This window comes from Moorena sp. SIO3I6, from assembly GCF_010672095.1.
In genome coordinates this window covers 22,255-40,568 of record NZ_JAAHHU010000009.1, presented here as the reverse complement: position 1 = coordinate 40,568, position 18,314 = coordinate 22,255, and the positions used below count along the sequence as shown (strand labels likewise).

Here is an 18,314-nt window from a genome sequence, read left to right as displayed (position 1 = left end):
TCAACCTTATTAACCCTTAAACCTTCAACCTTCAACCTTATTAAACCTTAAACAGTCAACCTTATTAAACCTTCAACCTTCAACCTTCAACCTTCAACCTTATTAAACCTTCAACCTTCAACCTTCTTAAACCTTCTTAAACCTTCTTAAACCTTCTTAAACCTTTAACGATCAACAAATTGTTCCGACCAAGGAACAGTTAAGCGAAAAAGTAACCTAAACCCAAAATCCAGCATCAACCCAATCAATCCAATGACTAAAATACAAAAGAGAACTTTATCGGTTTCTAGGAATCGTTGAAAATAGATAATCTTGAAGCCCAAACCATTTTCAGCAGCAATTAATTCCGCAATCACCAGAAAATTCCAGGCACCAGCAACATTAACCCGCATCGTATCAATAATATTTGGTAGAGTTGCTGGTAGAATCACTCGAAATAATAGATCAACCCGATTCGCCCCCAAGGTGTAAGCTACATTAAGCATTTCATCAGGGATAAACTTGACAGCATCAGCAATCATTATCGCGTTGTAGAACACAATTCCTAAGAAAATAATTATGATCTTTGCGGTTTCACCTAACCCTGCCCATAGAACAATTAGGGGCATAAACGCCGCCACTGGCATATAGCGTACAATACCGACAATCGTACCAAACAGGCTCTCCATGCTGTAGAATGTCCCCATGGCAATGCCAATGGGAATACCAACTACTGCCGCAAACAGAAAACCAACTAGCACACGGGTAAAACTGGCGATAATATCAGTCAGTAACTCCTCTTCTGTCAACATCTTCCAGCCAGCTTTCAGGACAACCATCGGACTTGGCAAGAATCTTGGGTCTACTAATTCTTGATAGCTTAGGAAGATCCAAACTAGCAGGGGTACCACTAAGGCAATGATGGTGAGCAGGACACTGAGCCAGCCAGGAAAGCCCTGACGGATACTCCAAAATACAGATGGTCGTAGGTAACGTTTGCGGGGAGAAGATATAGGTTGTGGCACAGGGGTCTTAAGTGACAGCAAATTTAGGTAATGTGTAATGTTTCTAAAGCGGCTTTGACTGAGATCTTGCACCATTGTCATTAATCGTAGGGTGGGCAGTGCCTACCAACGCGCTTTGCAAGCTTCTGAATCTGTCTGGTGCACTGCCCACCCTACATGAACTAAAATGCTTCTAAAGCGGCTTTCACAAATTTCGGTTCCAGAAATTGCTCCATATCAGGAATAGTATCAATCTTGCCTTGCTTTGCCAAAAACCTCGCCACATCCATCAAGGGCTCCAGTAAGTAGGAATCACTCTGCTTATTTCCTAGCATTTCCAGATTGGCACGAGCATCTGGGAGACGAATCCCTTTTAGATCAGCAGCTAGGGCATCCGGCTCAATTTTCAACTCCTTAGCTGCGATCGCTAACCCTTCCGATGGATATTGATTGAGAAACCCTAGTCCTTTGAAAACCCCTTTGACAAAGGCTTCCACCGCCTCCGGGTTGGCTTCGATATACTCAGTGGCAAACAGATAAACATCCGTAATCGCTGTCGGTATTTGGGACGAGTCGTAGATAATGCGTCCATCAGGTTGAGCCAAGTTAGCCTGTTTTAGGAATGGTGCATAGGTAACAGCAATGTCCACATTCCCCACCTGGTAAGCTGCTGCTGCTCCCGCTGGATCCACGTTCACCAAGGTAACATCAGCTTCACTCAACCCAACTGCTGTGAGTACTTTTAGTAGAAAGAAATGGCTAACTGCCCCTTTTTCAACAGCAATCTTCTTGCCCTTAAAGTCCTTAATGCTACTAATACTGTTGCGGGCTAAGATGCCATCCCCACCAACGGAGTTATCCTCTACCAAAACAATGCGATAGTCTTTGCCCTTAGTTGCCAATAAGACTGCTTCAGAGGTTACAGGGGCAATAGCATCCAGTTTTCCTGCTAAAAAGGCAGAGATATAATCGGGATTATACCCAAAGGTTTTCAGGTCAACCCTTAGCCCCAGTTCCTCAAAGAAGCCTTTTTTGAGCGCAATCAAAAGAGGAGTCAAACCAATCCAAGTGGTCACCCCTAGGGATAAAGACATCAATGGGCTAGGCTTAGCATCACCCAAGTCATTCCCAGAAGATGCTTGCTGTAAGGGAGTACATGCCCCCAGGATAACGGTGCTGGATGCGAAGATTAGCCATTGCAGAGTTTGACGTCTTGACCACAACTTGAGTCTTTGTAGAACCATATCATCTTCCGTTATATCCGTTACATGGGTTAACCCATCCGTTTCCAGTTAACTCCTGAAGACGGTATCTAAAATAACATTTTGTTATTTTTTTGGGGTGAGGGGTTGCACCCCTCATTATTGGTGTTATATTTAGATCAGTAGATGCACCCTGATGATTAAGAGAGCCGCAGTAGTGACTCTCTTCTTTTTTTTTAGGGTCAGAGGGGCAGAGTGAGAAGAAGCAGACCAGAGGAAAGAAATTTGGTGTGTGCCTTACCAGAATTTGGGTAGGGCTATGCATTGGCTTAAGTTGACTATTGCTAGTCAACAGTTAACAGTCAAAAGTAAATAGTCAACACTTTGAGTAATTTCTGCTAGATCTTAATTGACTACAAGCTCAAAAAAATCCCCAAAAATACGGTTTTAGCAACTAGAGATGATCCAGGAAGATAAAGCAGGGGACTTTTAAACCTTCTCAAACTACCATCCGATTTGATTCGTCAAATAAATTTTTCCTGTTAGCATCATGCTCGTGCAGGCAAAATTCCTGTCCTAAGGTTTACAACTATAGCAAGTTTTATCAAGGTATTTACAAGTACTTTAGGTTAGTAAGTTAGTATAAAAAATCTGATTAAAAATATATTAAAATTATTATCTATCCCTAAACAAAAATAAAAAAATGTAACGTAATTTTTAAAAAATTTAACTATTGAAAATTAACAGTATAAACTAAGTAACTTAACTATGATGAATACTGAACAAAACCATGCTCCTATAATCCTGGTCGCAGATGATGATATCCCAACCCGGACAATGCTGTGTAAACTTATGGAAAATGAGGGATATAACGTCGAAGATGTAGGAGATGGCGAGCAGTGTCTGGCAGCTTATACTGAGCTAAAACCGGATATAGTATTGCTGGATGCTATGATGCCAGTGATGGATGGGTTTATGTGTTGCTCCCAAATGCAAAAGCTACTTAAAAATGAATCAACACCAGTATTAATGATTACTGGACTTAATGACCAAGCTTCCGTTGATTGGGCATTTCAAGTCGGAGCAACGGATTATATAACTAAACCCATCCAACCATCAGTGCTAAGGCAGCGTGTCCGTCGTCTTATCGAAGCTAATCGAGCCGAAAAAACCTTACGGGAGAGGGAGAAACAATATCGTTCTGTCGTAGAAAGTGTTAAAGAAGTGTTTTTTCAAATCGATGCCACTGGACACTGGATATTTCTCAATTCCGCCTGGACTACTTTCACTGGCTTTACTGTAGAAGAAAGTCTAGGTAAAAATTGTCTAAAATTTATTGATCCTGATGATCAGGAACGTTATCAACAATTGTGGGAGTCTCTAGTCAACGGTGAAAAGGATTCCTTTAAACATGAAATAAGATATGTTACCAAAACAGGGAAGTGCAGCTGGGGGGAGATTAATATTCAGTCAAGCTTGATAATTGATGGTGTAGTTACCGGTTTTTCTGGTATGCTACAAGACACCACTGAACTTAGAAAAGCTCAAGCTTTAGAAAAAGAGAAAATAAAATTGGAAGCGGATATCCAAGAACGAGAACGTCGCTCAGAAATCATTCGCAAATCTCTAGAGCAGGAAAAAGAACTGAGTGAACTTAAATCTCGGGTTATTAGTACGATATCTCATGAGTTTCGTACTCCACTGACGATGATTCAATCCTCTACTGAATTACTAGCTAAGTACAGTGAGAAACTGTCAGACGATAAAAAACTGAAACATTTTAAACAAATTGGATGGGCGGTTGAACACATGAACCAACTCCTGAGCAATGTGATATTCCTAGATAAAACTGAATCAGGGGAACTTGATTGTCATCCTGAATACTTGAATCTAGATAAACTATGCCAAAAAATTATTAATAATTTACAGGTTACTTTAAATAGTGACTATAAAATTGATTTTTCTAGTCATAGTAATTCTAGTCAAGTTAATTTAGATGAACAGCTAGTTGGACAAATTTTGACTAATATACTATCTAATGCAGTTAAATATTCTCCCCAAGGAGGCATCATTAAATTTGACGTATTTTGTCAGCCAGAAGAAGCTATTTTAACTATTCGGGATTCAGGGATTGGTATTCCAGCAAAAGAAAAGCAACGAGTGTTTGACTCTTTCTATCGAGCCACTAATGTTGGTGCTATAAAAGGAACAGGATTAGGTTTGGCTATTGCTAAAAAATGTGTTGAATTGCATCGGGGTAAGATTAACCTGGACAGCGAAGTTGGCGTGGGAACAAAGTTTCAAGTCATTTTGCCATATTTGGATTAATCAATATAGCGGTTTTCAATTGGGTGAGATAGTTTAGTAAAGGGAATAGGGAACAGGGAGTAGGGAGTAGGGAGTAGGGAGTAGGGAGTAGGGAGTCGGGAGTCGGGAGTCGGGAGTCGGGAGTCGGGAGTCGGGGTTGTGGAAAATGAACAAAATTACAACAATCCCCGACTTGTGAAAAAGCCGGGGATTGATAGTAGGTAGTTGTATGGGTTCGATGCCCACTCAACTACCGATTAAATTTTGCTGTAACCGATACTTTTTAGCTACCAAAGTCTACCAATATCAACTTTAGCCCGCCAATGCAAGCTGATTGCTCAGCCAGGGGGTATCTCCCAAAGCACAGTGAGGCGAGGGATTGCTCGCCTCACTGTGCGCCATCATAAAAGTGCGTAAACCAGATCCAATCTCACTACAAAACCCTTGGTTTTCGGGAAATTTATTGAATTGAGACAAGGTCATTGCACTAATTTCATAGTTAAAGTATAGCAAATTACTTGAGGCAATGGCCAAGCTTTGTGATACTTTTGCCTACTGTCCACTAACCTCAAACCTTGGCCTTTCGGCCACGCTACGCGAACAACATTAAACCTTGGCCTTTCGGCCACGCTACGCGAACAACCTTCAACCTTGGCCTTTCGGCCACGCTACGCGAACAACCTTCTTCAACCTTAAACCTTCAACAAGCCCTTATAACTGAGGTACATACTGTGGCTTTTCAGGCACATCGGTGTACTCAGCCACAATTTGACGGAACTCATCACCATCAATAGTTTCTTTCTCAATCAACAGATCCACTAATCGGTCAACCGCATCTCGATTCTGCCGAATGATATCTCGTGCTTCTTGATGGCAATGTTCTACAATTTGACGAACTTGCTGATCAATCCGAGCAGCAACCTCTTCAGAGTACTCTGCCCTAGACATTAATCCCGCACCGAGAAAGACTTCTCCCTCTTGGCTTTCCAAGGACAGAGAACCTAAGTCACTCATGCCGTAGCGAGTTACCATTTGCCGTGCGATCCCAGTCAACTGCTGCAAATCACCACCGGCACCAGTAGTGACTTCAGCATGACCGAATACTTCTTCTTCGGCAGCTCGACCCCCTAACGCTCCAGTAATCCGAGCCAAAAGCTGAGCTCTGGTAATTAAACCTTGTTCTTCACTAGGAGTAAACCAGGTTAGACCTTGAGCTTGTCCTCGGGGAATCAGGGTAACTTTCTGTACGGGATCGTGATCCTTGACTAGGGTACCAATAATAGCGTGACCAATTTCATGATAAGCAATCAATCGCTTGTTCTTGCTATCTACCAGGGGAGTACCTTCCATTCCAGCCACTACCCGGTCAACCGCATCATTGATTTCCAGCATTGTAATCGCTTCTTTGCGACGGCGAGCAGTCAGGATAGCGGCTTCATTGAGGAGGTTGGATAAATCAGCACCAGTGAATCCAGGAGTCCGTCTTGCGATCACTTCGATGGAAATTTCTGAAGCCAGTTTTTTATCCCGAGCATGGACTTCTAAAATCTTAACCCGCCCTTTCAGGTCTGGGGGATCTACCATTACCTGGCGGTCAAAGCGTCCGGGACGTAACAGAGCTGTATCTAGCACATCCGCACGGTTAGTAGCCGCAATCACGATAATGCCGGTGTTTCCTTCAAACCCGTCCATTTCCGTCAGCAATTGGTTTAGGGTTTGCTCCCGTTCATCATTACCACCACCAATTCCAGCTCCCCGTTGCCGTCCTACCGCATCAATTTCATCGATAAATATCAAGCAAGGGGCATTTTCCTTAGCTTTTTTGAACAAGTCACGAACCCTAGAGGCACCAACACCCACGAACATTTCCACGAATTCGGAACCAGAGATACTAAAGAAAGGCACTCCTGCTTCACCAGCGATCGCTTTTGCTAAGAGGGTTTTACCAGTTCCAGGAGGACCGACGAGCAGCACACCTTTTGGTATTCGTGCTCCGACAGCGGTAAACCTTTCCGGTTGCTTGAGGAAGGTAACTACTTCTTCGAGTTCCTCTTTCGCTTCTTCGATACCGGCCACATCATCAAACAGGACCCCAGTTTTGGCTTCCATCATGAACCGCGCCCGGGATTTCCCGAAATTCATCGCTTGACCAGGACCACCATTCATGTTGCTGGAGCGACGGAATAGGAAAAATAATCCCGCAATCAAGAGAATCGGAAAAATTAAATTCCCCAGCAGTCCCCAAATTGCCCCATCATTGCGAGCGGGATGGGAAGTCAGAGCAATATTAGACTCTCTGAGCTTAGAAATCAGTTCCGGCGCACTAATGGGCAGATCTACTCGCAGCCGCTGTAAGCGGTTATCAAGATCCACATCCACAGCTTCTACAATCGCTGTGCGACCACTATCATAGAGGTCAACACTAGTGACTCTACCGGAATCAATATAGTCCAAGAACCGACCGTAGGTCATGCGAGTACTGGCGGTATTACTACCCATATTCCCGGTAGTACTGGCAAATGTTCCCTGCCAAAAGAAAAAACCAATGACTAGGGCAGGTAATGTCCAGAGTAGGAGTATTCTCCAAGAAAATTTCATGTCTTATTCGCCTCTATTACTGGTAACGAATGCTGGTATCACCCTGTGAGGGAGGATCTGATTACAAAGCAAATCAAGATCAAATATCCATTCAATACCCTAAAACCGTTTGCCTATAGTATGTTTGTATTTTTGGTCAATACCCATGAGGGGTATTGCCACATAACTGGTGATAACACAAGTTATTGTAACGTTATTTTAACTAAATTTAACATAACTCTCATTCTGTGAGCAAGGGAGTGATAGCAAGGCTTGTAATGGTGTTTCCCAGGAGGGTGGGAGATGTGGGATGTGTAGGGAGGATGGGGTAGATTTTTATCAAGGGTAATGATCCTGACATGATTTAATTGATAAAACCTTTATGTAACAAGCTTTTTGATTCCCTGTTCCCGTCTTGAAGCAAAGGGCGAGTGGTTTGGGTTCTGTTTGAGAGGGCGATGGGTGTTTTAAGGGGTCAGTATGGGATTGGGATGATTACCGCTAAGGTGGTTAGTTAGGGGGGAGGTTCATTTTTATCGGTTATGTTATTAAGTTTATTGAGGTTTCTAAAGAAAATTTTCCTCAGTTTTTCCAAAGCGCTACTTTCCCTGCGACGCACCCTGTTAATAGTTGTTTGGGTAATGGCAGTGTCTGGTTCCAACTCTGACGATATCTGCTCCCAGCTCAGCTCATCAATGAAGCGCATGACCAGTAGTTGGTAAAAGTCTGGCTTGGTTTGCTTGAGTTCCTTGAGGGCTAAAGCTAGCATCTGTTCTAGTCTGCCATCACCCTCAAGGTCGTCCCTTGGGCTACCAAAAATTTGGCTTTGCATCATGGGCTTGAGTTTCTGGATGAACTTTTTTTCCGATAGTTCCCTTCTTTTCTCTTGCAAAATAATGCGCTCCCCGACTCTCTTCGCCCACGCCATAGGGTTTTCAATCGGGCGTTGTAAGCGCTCGACTTCCGCTGCCTTCTCCCATACCTGGCTGAGGATGTCATCTGAGTCACACCGATGTAGCAATTTGCACCCCCACAAGAGCTTGTCGTAGTAGCCTTTGAGATACTGGATCTGTTTGTGGTTTAGGAGCACAGAAACCGGAGCAGTCAAAGAAGAGGACTTTGAACTAAATGCTGCAACTTCCACACTGCTACCAGAAAAGGTACTGACCCCCATTTTGCCTATTTTAATGTTATTAATGCTATCAGTTTTAGTCTCCTTGTTAGTTTTTATACCACTAGTATTAGCGCCATTAAGGTCTGCACCGATCAGGTTTGCATTACTAAGGTTTGCATTACTAAGGTTTGCATTACTAAGGTTTGCATTACTAAGGTTTGCATTACTAAGGTTTGCGTCGATAAGGTTTGCGTCGATAAGGTTTGCATTACTAAGGTTTGCCCCACTGAGATTGGCACGTTGGAGATTGGCACGTTGGAGATTGACACGTTGGAAATTAGCATTGCTGAGATTGGCATCACTGAGATTAGCACCTTCGAGGTTATCTTCGCTAAGATCTTCACCACTAAGATCTGCACCAATATAATCGGACTCCAGACTAAGACCAGCAATTTTTGCTAACTCAGAAAGCTTTCCTGTTGGTTCATTGTCAATTGCTTGGAACAAGTCACCAAGTTCTTCGGGTGTCATTGGCTCAGTCATACTGCAACACTACCTTGCTCACATAGTCTTTTAATATAGGCTCAACAAAACGCTTGAAGAATGCACGGCGTTTGGTTTCTATCTTGAGCTTAGATTCAGTTTCGCTATTCCATGCGCCATCTTGGGCAGTTATTTCAAGACCATTGCTGCTAATGCTGACATTGAAAGTTGCTTCTGCAATACAGGGACTGTCCGATAACTCAACAATTCCTAACTCTTCAACAGTGCGTTGACCTTCTAATATTCCTGATTTTTCCCTAGCTTTAAATTGCCATGTGGGAGCTTCATTAATTCCTGTCGCGTTTATCTTACATTCCCCTTTTGGATCTTCTTTTAACCTCCTTTTTTCGGGAGGCATGGTTCCATTTGTAAACTCGATTTCTAGTTCACCGCGCTTAACCCCAAATCTAATATGGGCTTCTGTATTCTTACCAAGTAATGGTTTTTTTTTGTATACAACAACCTGTTCAACTTCCCCAAATGAAATGTCGAGTTTAATGGCGATTTCTTTATTGTCAATAACTCCTGATTTCCTAACAAATTGCAGGTTAATATGTACTAGATGACCTTTATATTTATGGTCAGAAGATACTAACTTGCCCAAATGTGGGGTATTCGATGGATTTTTACCATTGTTTTGGGTAAGATAGCTCCCAGGTGTGGACTGGTCTTGTCCAGCCGCCTCACTATGCTCAGTTGTTTGTTGGGGTTTATTTACAGGAGTTTGGAGCCTATTAGCTCCACTGGCTACGTCTGGAGCGACAAAGTTCAAATTTTCTATGTTGTATATGTTCTGGGCTTGGTTACAATTGCTCTCAACCTTCTGATTGATGGTTCCGCCTAGATTGTGGGCATTGGTAGTGCCTTCGCTAATGCCCATGCCGAGTGAACCACTTTGGGTGGTGGTGTCTCCTTTGTCGCCCTGGATATAGTCACCCCCGATGCGATCGCTATAATTACCGCCCTCGGTGTTGATGTTGGGCTTTCCAGGCAATTTGTTCTCCGCCATGTCCACATTTCAAGCTCCAGCAGTTTACCGATAGACGCACCTGTAAAATTAAGGGTTTCTCCACCCTTCAATAATTCTAATTGCTACGTTCAAATATGGGTTATCAAGAAATTCTTCAATTGCTCCTTGGCCACCTTCTTTGAGAGCATTAATTAGCCTTTCCTTCTTGGTTGGTGCAATAGCTGCACTGACAAAGGCTTCCTGCTGTGCTTCTGTGGCGGTAGGATTGGTTTGCTCTAGTTGTTTGAGTAATTGTTGGATTTCTGCTGCTGCTTGGGGGAGGGATTGAGACTTAGATTCGTTGGTGTTTACACTTAAATGGTGTAAATTGTCAATATTAGTAGTGCCTTTGCTGACACCCACGCCGAGTGAACTACCTGTTTGGGTGATGGTATCTCCTTTGTCGCCCTGAACATAGTCGCCTTGGACATTGTTGTTGTAATTGTCACCACCTGTGTTGGTGTTGTGACTGTTACTCATGCTGACGCTACCTCCTGTAATTACTATTCCTTGATTGTGTAAGGTTTATATACGTGTACCCGGATTTTATTGCACTGTCTTAATTATTTTTGTAACTATAGCCTCAGTGTCAGGCATGAGCTTATTTGGGTCGTACAGAGGCAAATAAGCTCATGCCTGGCATAATATTTCCGTTGAAGTTGGAAATGGCTGGCTTGTCGAGATACCTTGAGTTTAATCACAATAGCGATGTAAAGAGCCCCATGACGTACGAGCAAGAATCGATTTCTATATCAAGTGAGCACAACAGTCAAGGCAAATGTGTAGCCATGTTAAACTTGTTTTTATTTACCCAAAACCCTGCTGCATCCCTATTCCCTGCCCGCAGCCCTATAGAATAACCTCAAAAAAACATTAGCGCGCCTGTTTTACTCAGCCCTATGGCCAAAAAAAACAGACGCGCTAATTTGATCTAAATCCTCCAAAAGGAGGATTTACTTTAGACCAGCCGTAACCTAGTAGGTTTCAACGTGCCAGCGATGTGCTTTCTTCATTTGCTGTCGGTATGTAGTCCAATCTACATCCTCCTTAGCCGCTGCAGCGGTCAAAGCCTCATCAATACCACCTTCCATACCTTTTAATCCGCAGATGTAGGTATGGGTGTTGGGTTGCTGCATCAGCTTCCACAACTCGTCAGCATGTTCCGCCACCCTGTGCTGGATATACATCTTGCCCCCTTCAGAATTCTTCTGCTCACGGCTAATGGCATAGGTGAGGCGGAAGTTATCTGGGTTATTCTGCTGCATTGCTTCTAAATCATCTTTATAGAGGATGTTAGGGGTAGTAGAAATACCAAAGATCAGCCAAGCCAAGCCCTTGAACTTGTAATCTTCGTGCTGCTCTTTAAACATCCGCCATAGGAAAGCGCGGAATGGTGCAATACCAGTTCCCGTTGCCATCATGATGATATTGGCATTGGGGTCTGATGGCAGCAACATCTCCTTACCGACCGGTCCAGTGATTTTGACATCATCCCCTGGATTCATATTGCACAGGAAGGTAGAGCAGACACCGTTTACGGTTTCCCCAGTTTCCGGATGTTTGTACTGCAGCTGTCTGACACAGAGGGATACTGTCTTATCATCCAAGTCATCGCCGTGACGAGTAGAAGCAATGGAGTACAGACGAAGCTTGTGGGGTTTGCCTTTGTCATCAGTACCATCGGGAATAATCCCAATACTTTGACCTTCGAGATACCGCAGATCACCTCCAGAAAGGTCAAATTTGATGTGACGGCAATTACCAATACCCCCTTCCCGGACTAGTTGTTCGTTTGATATACACTTACCAATGAAGGGGTTTTTGGGTCGATAGGTATTGACAGGGATATCATCTTTGGCCTTTTTGGGTTTCGCTTGAGTCATAGGCTTAGTTGTGTTTTTTGACTGGGTAGGCTTAGTTGTGTTTTCTGACTGGGTAGGTTGTGTTTGAGCCACTGACCCATTAGCAGCACTACTGGATAAAGGTTTAATGCTGACAATCTTCCCTCCCATGCGAGCAATCCGCTGCATTTCCTGCTTCATGCGGTTATAGGGCACCGTCAACAAAACGGTGCCACTCTGGCGAATCGGTCCATTTTGACGAAGACCGACTACCTCATAAACGTAAGTGCGACTACCAAATTCTGTAACAGTGCTGGAATTAGTAGACTCGCTAGGACTATACATTGCTTCTATTGCTCCAAACCAAACTGACTATGTATTGCTAACTATGTATTGCTAAGACTTGCCTTGGCACCACAAACAGACTCACGGTCCGATGGGTGAGCGGCTAGTAATAACCCCGAATAATGCCTTATTAGCGTAACATTGTAAAGCTATGCCCAGTAATGTTTTTGGTTTATCAGGGAGAGAATTAGTGTAGAGGCACTGCTAGGCACTACTCTCAAGTTACATGATGAGTAACTCAAAAACTGTAAATCCTGACTCAATTTAATTTTTTCTTTAAAAAATGCCCAACAAACCTTAGCATAAGTACTAAGCGAGGTAATGCTACTGACAATCAGCCTTGTATAAGCAATCTGGTTTTGGTAAAATCCACTATGAGCAGCTAGTAGTAAATACTTAAGCAGAGCTTGGCTTTGGTCTTCCTTAGTGGTTAGTACTTAAGCGAGTGGATTTATGGTGGCATGTTATCAAGCACCACTATAAGCGTGTGTCAGATTGCTCCCAGGCTTGGGCTTTGGCTTACTGAAAACTGATTTGAGAATATGTTTTACGTTAGAGGGAAGATATGACCACAGATCTGGAGAGGGTGGTAGTTATAGGAGTTGCTGGAGACTCAGGATGCGGTAAATCAACGTTTCTGAAGCGTTTGACCGATCTATTTGGCAAGGAGTTCATGACGGTGATTTGTCTGGATGACTATCACAGTCTGGATCGCAAACAGCGCAAAGAAAAAAAAGTTACTGCCCTTAATCCTAAGGCCAATAACTTTGACTTGATGTATGAGCAAATCAAAACGCTCAAAGAAGGTGGGGTCATAGACAAACCTATCTACAACCATGAGACCGGTGAAATTGATCCACCAGAGCGGGTTGAGCCTAATAAAGTCATAGTCATTGAAGGTCTGCACCCTCTTTATGATGAGCGGGTGCGTGAGCTGGTTGACTTCGGCGTTTACCTAGACATTAGCGATGAAGTCAAAATCCAATGGAAAATCCAGCGGGATATGGCAGAACGGGGCCATCGTTATGAGGATATCCTAGCGTCCATTGAAGCTAGACGTCCAGACTTTGAAGCTTACATTGAAGTCCAGAAGCAATACGCTGATGTGGTCATTCAAATCTTTCCCACCCAGCTGCTTCAGGGAGAGGCAGCTAAGGAAAGCAATCTACTGCGGGTGCGCCTAGTTCAGAAGGAAGGGGTGGAAAACTTCGACCCAGTTTATCTGTTTGATGAAGGGTCAACCATCGACTGGAGACCTTGTGGTCGGAAGCTAACCTGTGCTTATCCTGGTCTGAAAATGTACTATGGGCCAGACAGCTACATGGGTAACGAAGTCTCTGTACTAGAGGTAGATGGTCAGTTTGATAACCTAAACGAGATGATTTACATCGAAAGTCACCTCAGCAATACCTCAACCAAGTACGATGGAGAGATGACCGAGTTATTGCTCAAGCACACCGATTATCCTGGCTCTAACAACGGTTCTGGGTTGTTCCAGGTTCTGGTTGGTCTGAAGATGCGGTCAACTTATGAAACCTTGATATCCGCTCCAGCCAAAGTAGCAGCCAAGGTGTAGTATGGTCTACAGGAGCTGATGGAAACAATGTTTGCGTGACTCCAATTCCATCAGCTTCCTCAGACGGAACAAACCGAATCAGAGCATAAGATTGGCATGGTATCGGATAGAGTTATAAAAATTTGGATAGCTAGCGTTTTGGTGTTTTTTGTGATGGTGGAAATCTACCAGTGGGTTAGACACGTAACTCTACCACTACCGGTGTTTATCTTAGGAGGAGCCTTATTAGCGATCGCTTCTAACTATGGCAAGCATCCAGGCTGGATTTTTCGCCAGCCTTCTTTCCCATCTGATTCACCTGCTCCTAATCCAAGCCAAGACAGCCAAGACCAAGACCTTACCAATACTGCTAAATTAAACCCTACAAAGCAGTCCTTATTTCCTACCTTGCCTATCCCACAAAAATCAATTTCTTTTATTATCAATCGTCCTTTTAAAAAAAAGGATGAGTGAAGAATTCATCTAAGCATTCAGCACTCAGCTGTCAGCAGGGAACAGGGAGCAGGGAGCAGGGAGCAGGGAGTAGGGAACAGGAAACAAACATTCTCTTAATTGATTTAAGATTGCTGCTATAGCTGATAGCTGATAGCTTACATTAACCGTTCATATTCCGCTTCATTTGCTCCAACTCTTCATCCATTTCCCAGCTTTGAAACTGTTGCTCTAAAGGGTCTACACCAGAAGGAATATTGTATTGGTTACTGTTGGTAGTCTGATTCCAGGCAAATGTCTGGGAGCTCCCCTTCGGCTGAGCACTTGCGCGAGCTGCTGCTGTATCTCTAGCTTTAGCCTGCACTTCAGCGCGACGGTTTTTAATCTGTTCTTGGAGTTCCTTGGCTTTAGTAATGCGCTGTTTAACCCCTTCCATCTGGCCCCAAAGCTGATTGCCTTGACGTAACAGAGCTGCTTCTCGCTCTTGAGCTGCTTGAGCCCAATCAAATCTGTTGTGGGACTTAGCCTTTTTAATACGCTCATGCCAACGTTGAATGTCTTTGGCAACGGCGAGAATTTGGTCTTGCAACCGCTTTTCCTGTTGCTGTAAGTCAATAATTAGTCGCAGTGTGTCTTTTTCTTGCTCCCGTAACTGCTCCTCTAGTGCCTGTAGCTCTAGATGAGGATTGTTGCGGAGAAATTCTTCTAGACGACTTTCTAGAAATCGATTCAGGTCTTCAAATAGTCCCACTGCACTACTATCCTAGATCCTATTAGATCATATATCTTTCACTCTGTTATATCAACATATCTCAGGTTATCTGAAATAGCTACAGGAATGCTAACTATAGTGAGTTGATAATAGTTAATTTGAAACCGGCCATTGGGCTTTGTGCGATCGCACAAATCGGGTATGCGATCGCAAACATAATATAACCCACTACAAAATACCATTGGCAATTGGCAACCGAGCCATCCTGTTGTTAATTTTGGCAGAGGGTGAGGGCTGTTTTTTTTGGAGTAGATACAGGGATTTATCACCCGTATTTCATCTAACTAAAAATGTTGTCCAACGTAAATTGAACGAACTTCACCATTGCGTCGAATCACTGCTTCCTGATTATCCACAGATACTAGAGTCCAACCGCTATTACCAATGGCTTCCCCCAGCTTAATCCGTTGGGTAACACCATCAATTTTAAACAAAGCAGCAGATTGCTCTCCTAGCTCCAGTAATCCCACCAAGGTATGTTTGATGGCAGGTGATGATGGTGGAGGTGGTGGTGGGGCAGGGAGTCGGTCAAGAGTAGCGGTGGGCAGGGGGTCTGGGGTTGGTGGTGGCGGTAATTCTAGAGTAATTGGTGGCGGTGATTCTAGAACATTTGGTGGCGGTGGTTCTATAGCAGTTGCTGACGGAGGTTTCGGGATTGGTGATGGAGATGGTGTAAGTTCAGGGGTGGTAGGAGGGGATGGTTTAACTGGCGCTGATGGCGCTGAGGATGCTATGGCAGGATCAGGGGTTGGAACCTTTTCAATCGGTATGTAATAAACTCGTTCTAAGACACGTTCTTTGATAGCAGTTGGTGGTGCAGTTGCTGCTGAGTTACGAGCTACCGGAGGATTGGCAAGGGTGGGGTCTGGTAATGATTGGGCGATCACAGTCTTTTTGATAGCTTGTGCTTTGCGGTCAATCACTTCTAGCGATCGCAACATATAGTTAATAAACTGGGCATCAGGTTCTGATACTTTGCCTTGTTGAACTGATACTAAAGCTACCAAGTTGTTCAACCATGACCAAGTTAGCTTTCCCTGGCTAGTCAGCCACATCATTGTGATTGCTGATAGGGAAAGTAAGGCTAAAGTCCATAGGAGCTTGTCTAAAAACCGACCAGAGTTATCCGCGACAGTACTAGAGTTAGTATCTGCCGTTGTGGTTTGCAACTCACTTGATGTGGTTTCGGCTAACTCCTGGGTTGAGGGGAGTGGCGATTCCAGAAAGGGAATAATTGCCGCTGATATGGGAATTTTCTGGATTGCTATCGGTTCCAAGGAGACATAGTCTGGCTCAGGGGGTTCTGTCGGCAACTCGCAGCCGTTTTCAATCATTTGGTACAGATCCCCAAATAAATCATCCATTAACCTATCGGCTTCAGCATCGACCGACCATGGCTGAATGGGAAGGGGAGGGTTCAACCGCTCTGTTGATTTTTCTTTGGTAATCACATCCTGAGACATCGATGGTATCTCTCGTTACTATGACTTTGACTATATACTTCAGAAGATTATCTAGGGATCTCTAACAGATTACCCTGAGATTAGGGAGCCACAACAGCGCTGAACTTTCGTTCCCGTACCTCTAGATATACCAGCAACGCATTGATATCTGCTGGATTAACCCCACCAACTCTAGATGCCTGACCAATAGTCATAGGTTTGACTTGGCTAAGCTTTTCACGAGACTCTTTGGATAGAGTTTCAATAGCAGCATAATCCAAATCTGGTGGTAACTGCCGATTAGCTTGCCGAGAAACTTGGTCAATTTGGTTTTGCTGACGCTTAAGATAACCTTGATATTTTAGATCAATTTCTGCTCCTTCTCGTTCCGACTGATTCAGGTTAGGGTCACCCAGTCCATATTGGTCTAGATTGACATAGTGGAAACCAGGACGACGTAGTAACTCAGCTAAGGTAATCGAGCCTTTGATCTTTTGCTGGGTATCGGATGCGATCGCAATTCCGATTTGATCATGTGCCTTAATCCGCACTGACTGGAGTCGGGTTTTTTCTGTAGTAATGTTGGCCTGTTTTTGTTGATACAGCTGCCACCTACGGTCATCAATCAAACCCAGTTTCCGTCCTAAAGGAGTCATACGGCGGTCAGCGTTATCGGAACGCAATAGTAACCGATACTCCGAACGGCTAGTCAGCATTCGGTAAGGTTCCCGCAGGTCTTTGGTACACAAATCGTCAATTAATGTACCCATATAGCTTTCTTCCCTAGGAAACACCACCATTTCCTGATGGCGGACATAGCGCACTGCATTAATTCCCGCTACAATCCCCTGAGCTGCTGCTTCTTCGTAGCCAGTGGTACCATTAATTTGTCCAGCGCAGAACAATCCCTCAATTTTTTTAGTCATCAGTGTCGGATAACACTGAGTTGCTGGTAAATAATCATACTCAACCGCATAAGCAGGACGGAGCATAGCACAATTTTCTAATCCCGGAAGAGTTCGCAATAGCTGCAACTGCAAATTCTCTGGTAATCCAGTAGAAAATCCCTGGATATAGAGTTCTGGAATATCTCGTCCTTCTGGTTCAATAAAAATCTGGTGGCTTTCCTTATCAGCAAAGCGCACAATTTTATCTTCAATACTAGGGCAGTAGCGGGGTCCTTTAGCATCCACCCAGCCTCCATAGATGGGGGACAGATGAAGATTGTCCCGAATCAACCGATGAGTCTCAGAAGTCGTGCGGGTCAGATAGCAATACATCTGCTCTCGTTCCACCCACACATCTGGGTCAAAGCTAAACCAGCGCACCTTCTCATCCCCTGGTTGAGGTTCCAAGTTGCTGTAATCCACGGAGCGCTTATCTACCCGTGCGGGAGTTCCCGTCTTGAGTCGTCCCGTTTCAAAGCCTAAGCGGTTAAGGGTTTCCGTCAAGCCAATTGCCGCAAATTCCCCAGCCCGTCCTGCTGACATCGACTTGTTTCCCACCCAGATCCGTCCACCCAGGAAAGTGCCTGTTGTCAAGATTACTGCCGATGCTCTCAAAGCTACACCGAAGTAAGTCTGGACACCTATCACCTCATCATTAGCCCCCAGCACCAAATCCGTGACCATGGCTTCCCGGAGAGTCAAGTTTTCTTGATTTTCTACAATCTCCTTCATCACAGCCGCATATTCTCGCTTATCCGTCTGCGCTCGCAAAGCCCAAACCGCTGGTCCCCGTGAACAGTTAAGTACCCGCTTTTGCAGGTAGGTACGGTCAGCCATTTTGCCAATTTCTCCACCCAAAGCATCTACCTCATGGGTGAGTTGAGACTTGGCCGGTGCTCCCACTGCTGGGTTACAGGGTTGCCAAGCAATTTTGTCTAGGTTGAGGGTAAGTAGGATAGTACGACAGCCCAACCGTGCTGAAGCTAGGGCGGCTTCACAACCAGCGTGTCCCGCGCCAACTACAATCACATCAAAGGCATCTTGGAAATCTACTTGGGAATGCATGGGTCTAAGGAAGGATCAGAAATCAAAGGTGAGGAATTTCATACCATAAAATGGTTCATTTTTTATAGTTTAATTTAAAAATTAAGGGTTTGGTTTGATAGTTTACTGTCTACTAGCCTTCAATCGTCAACCCTCAACCGTCAACAACCAACTATTAGT

Annotated in this window: 13 protein-coding genes; 3 read left to right on the top strand and 10 right to left on the bottom strand. The window is 44.1% G+C overall.

Annotated features, from left to right (window positions below):
- Positions 1-164: 164 nt before the first annotated feature.
- Entirely contained in the window at positions 165-1,004 is an 840-nt protein-coding gene (locus F6K49_RS05450) for an ABC transporter permease (protein ID WP_293021922.1), read from the bottom strand.
- Between the two features lie 161 nt (positions 1,005-1,165).
- Positions 1,166-2,227 carry an ABC transporter substrate-binding protein gene (locus F6K49_RS05445; RefSeq protein ID WP_293094820.1) on the bottom strand — a complete coding sequence of 354 codons (1,062 nt, stop codon included), beginning with the start codon at positions 2,225-2,227 and terminating at the stop codon, positions 1,166-1,168.
- 726 nt (positions 2,228-2,953) lie between these two features.
- Between F6K49_RS05445 and F6K49_RS05440 the strand changes: the two genes are divergently transcribed.
- On the top strand, positions 2,954-4,513 hold the full coding sequence (locus F6K49_RS05440) for an ATP-binding protein (RefSeq protein WP_293094817.1): 1,560 nt from the start codon (positions 2,954-2,956) through the stop codon (positions 4,511-4,513).
- A 690-nt stretch (positions 4,514-5,203) separates the two neighbouring features.
- On the opposite strand, the gene ftsH2 is transcribed toward F6K49_RS05440, so the two are convergent.
- From ftsH2 to petH, 5 genes are all read right to left on the bottom strand, one after another.
- The gene (gene ftsH2, locus F6K49_RS05435) at positions 5,204-7,090 is read right to left on the bottom strand and encodes an ATP-dependent zinc metalloprotease FtsH2 (protein WP_293021913.1); all 1,887 of its coding nucleotides are present in this window, start codon (positions 7,088-7,090) and stop codon (positions 5,204-5,206) included.
- A gap of 493 nt (positions 7,091-7,583) precedes the next feature.
- Positions 7,584-8,726: a pentapeptide repeat-containing protein gene (locus F6K49_RS05430; RefSeq protein ID WP_293094813.1), complete on the bottom strand. Its 1,143-nt coding sequence runs from the start codon at positions 8,724-8,726 to the stop codon at positions 7,584-7,586.
- On the bottom strand, positions 8,719-9,735 hold the full coding sequence (locus F6K49_RS05425; protein ID WP_293094810.1) for a hypothetical protein: 1,017 nt from the start codon (positions 9,733-9,735) through the stop codon (positions 8,719-8,721). Before F6K49_RS05425 ends, F6K49_RS05430 begins: the two co-directional genes overlap by 8 nt.
- 48 nt (positions 9,736-9,783) lie before the next feature.
- The gene (locus tag F6K49_RS05420; RefSeq protein WP_293094807.1) at positions 9,784-10,215 is read right to left on the bottom strand and encodes a hypothetical protein; all 432 of its coding nucleotides are present in this window, start codon (positions 10,213-10,215) and stop codon (positions 9,784-9,786) included.
- A gap of 494 nt (positions 10,216-10,709) precedes the next feature.
- Positions 10,710-11,921, bottom strand: a complete 1,212-nt coding sequence (gene petH / locus F6K49_RS05415; protein WP_293094804.1) for a ferredoxin--NADP reductase — start codon at positions 11,919-11,921, stop codon at positions 10,710-10,712.
- A gap of 565 nt (positions 11,922-12,486) precedes the next feature.
- On the opposite strand from petH, the gene F6K49_RS05410 reads away from it, so the two are divergent.
- Together F6K49_RS05410 and F6K49_RS05405 are read left to right on the top strand one after the other, a co-directional pair.
- Entirely contained in the window at positions 12,487-13,497 is a 1,011-nt protein-coding gene (locus F6K49_RS05410) for a phosphoribulokinase (RefSeq protein ID WP_293021906.1), read from the top strand.
- 96 nt (positions 13,498-13,593) lie between these two features.
- Positions 13,594-13,950 (top strand): hypothetical protein, encoded by a 357-nt coding sequence (locus F6K49_RS05405; protein WP_293094801.1) that lies wholly within the window; start codon positions 13,594-13,596, stop codon positions 13,948-13,950.
- Positions 13,951-14,092: 142 nt separating this feature from the next.
- On the opposite strand, the gene F6K49_RS05400 is transcribed toward F6K49_RS05405, so the two are convergent.
- The 3 genes from F6K49_RS05400 to mnmG all read right to left on the bottom strand — a co-directional run bounded on the left by F6K49_RS05400 (position 14,093) and on the right by mnmG (position 18,155).
- Positions 14,093-14,680 carry a TIGR04376 family protein gene (locus F6K49_RS05400; protein ID WP_293094798.1) on the bottom strand — a complete coding sequence of 196 codons (588 nt, stop codon included), beginning with the start codon at positions 14,678-14,680 and terminating at the stop codon, positions 14,093-14,095.
- Between the two features lie 305 nt (positions 14,681-14,985).
- Positions 14,986-16,164, bottom strand: coding sequence for a hypothetical protein (locus tag F6K49_RS05395; protein WP_293094795.1), 1,179 nt, complete (start codon positions 16,162-16,164; stop codon positions 14,986-14,988).
- Between the two features lie 80 nt (positions 16,165-16,244).
- Complete coding sequence (gene mnmG, locus F6K49_RS05390; protein ID WP_293094791.1) at positions 16,245-18,155, bottom strand: tRNA uridine-5-carboxymethylaminomethyl(34) synthesis enzyme MnmG; 1,911 nt, start codon at positions 18,153-18,155, stop codon at positions 16,245-16,247.
- Positions 18,156-18,314 lie beyond the last annotated feature (159 nt).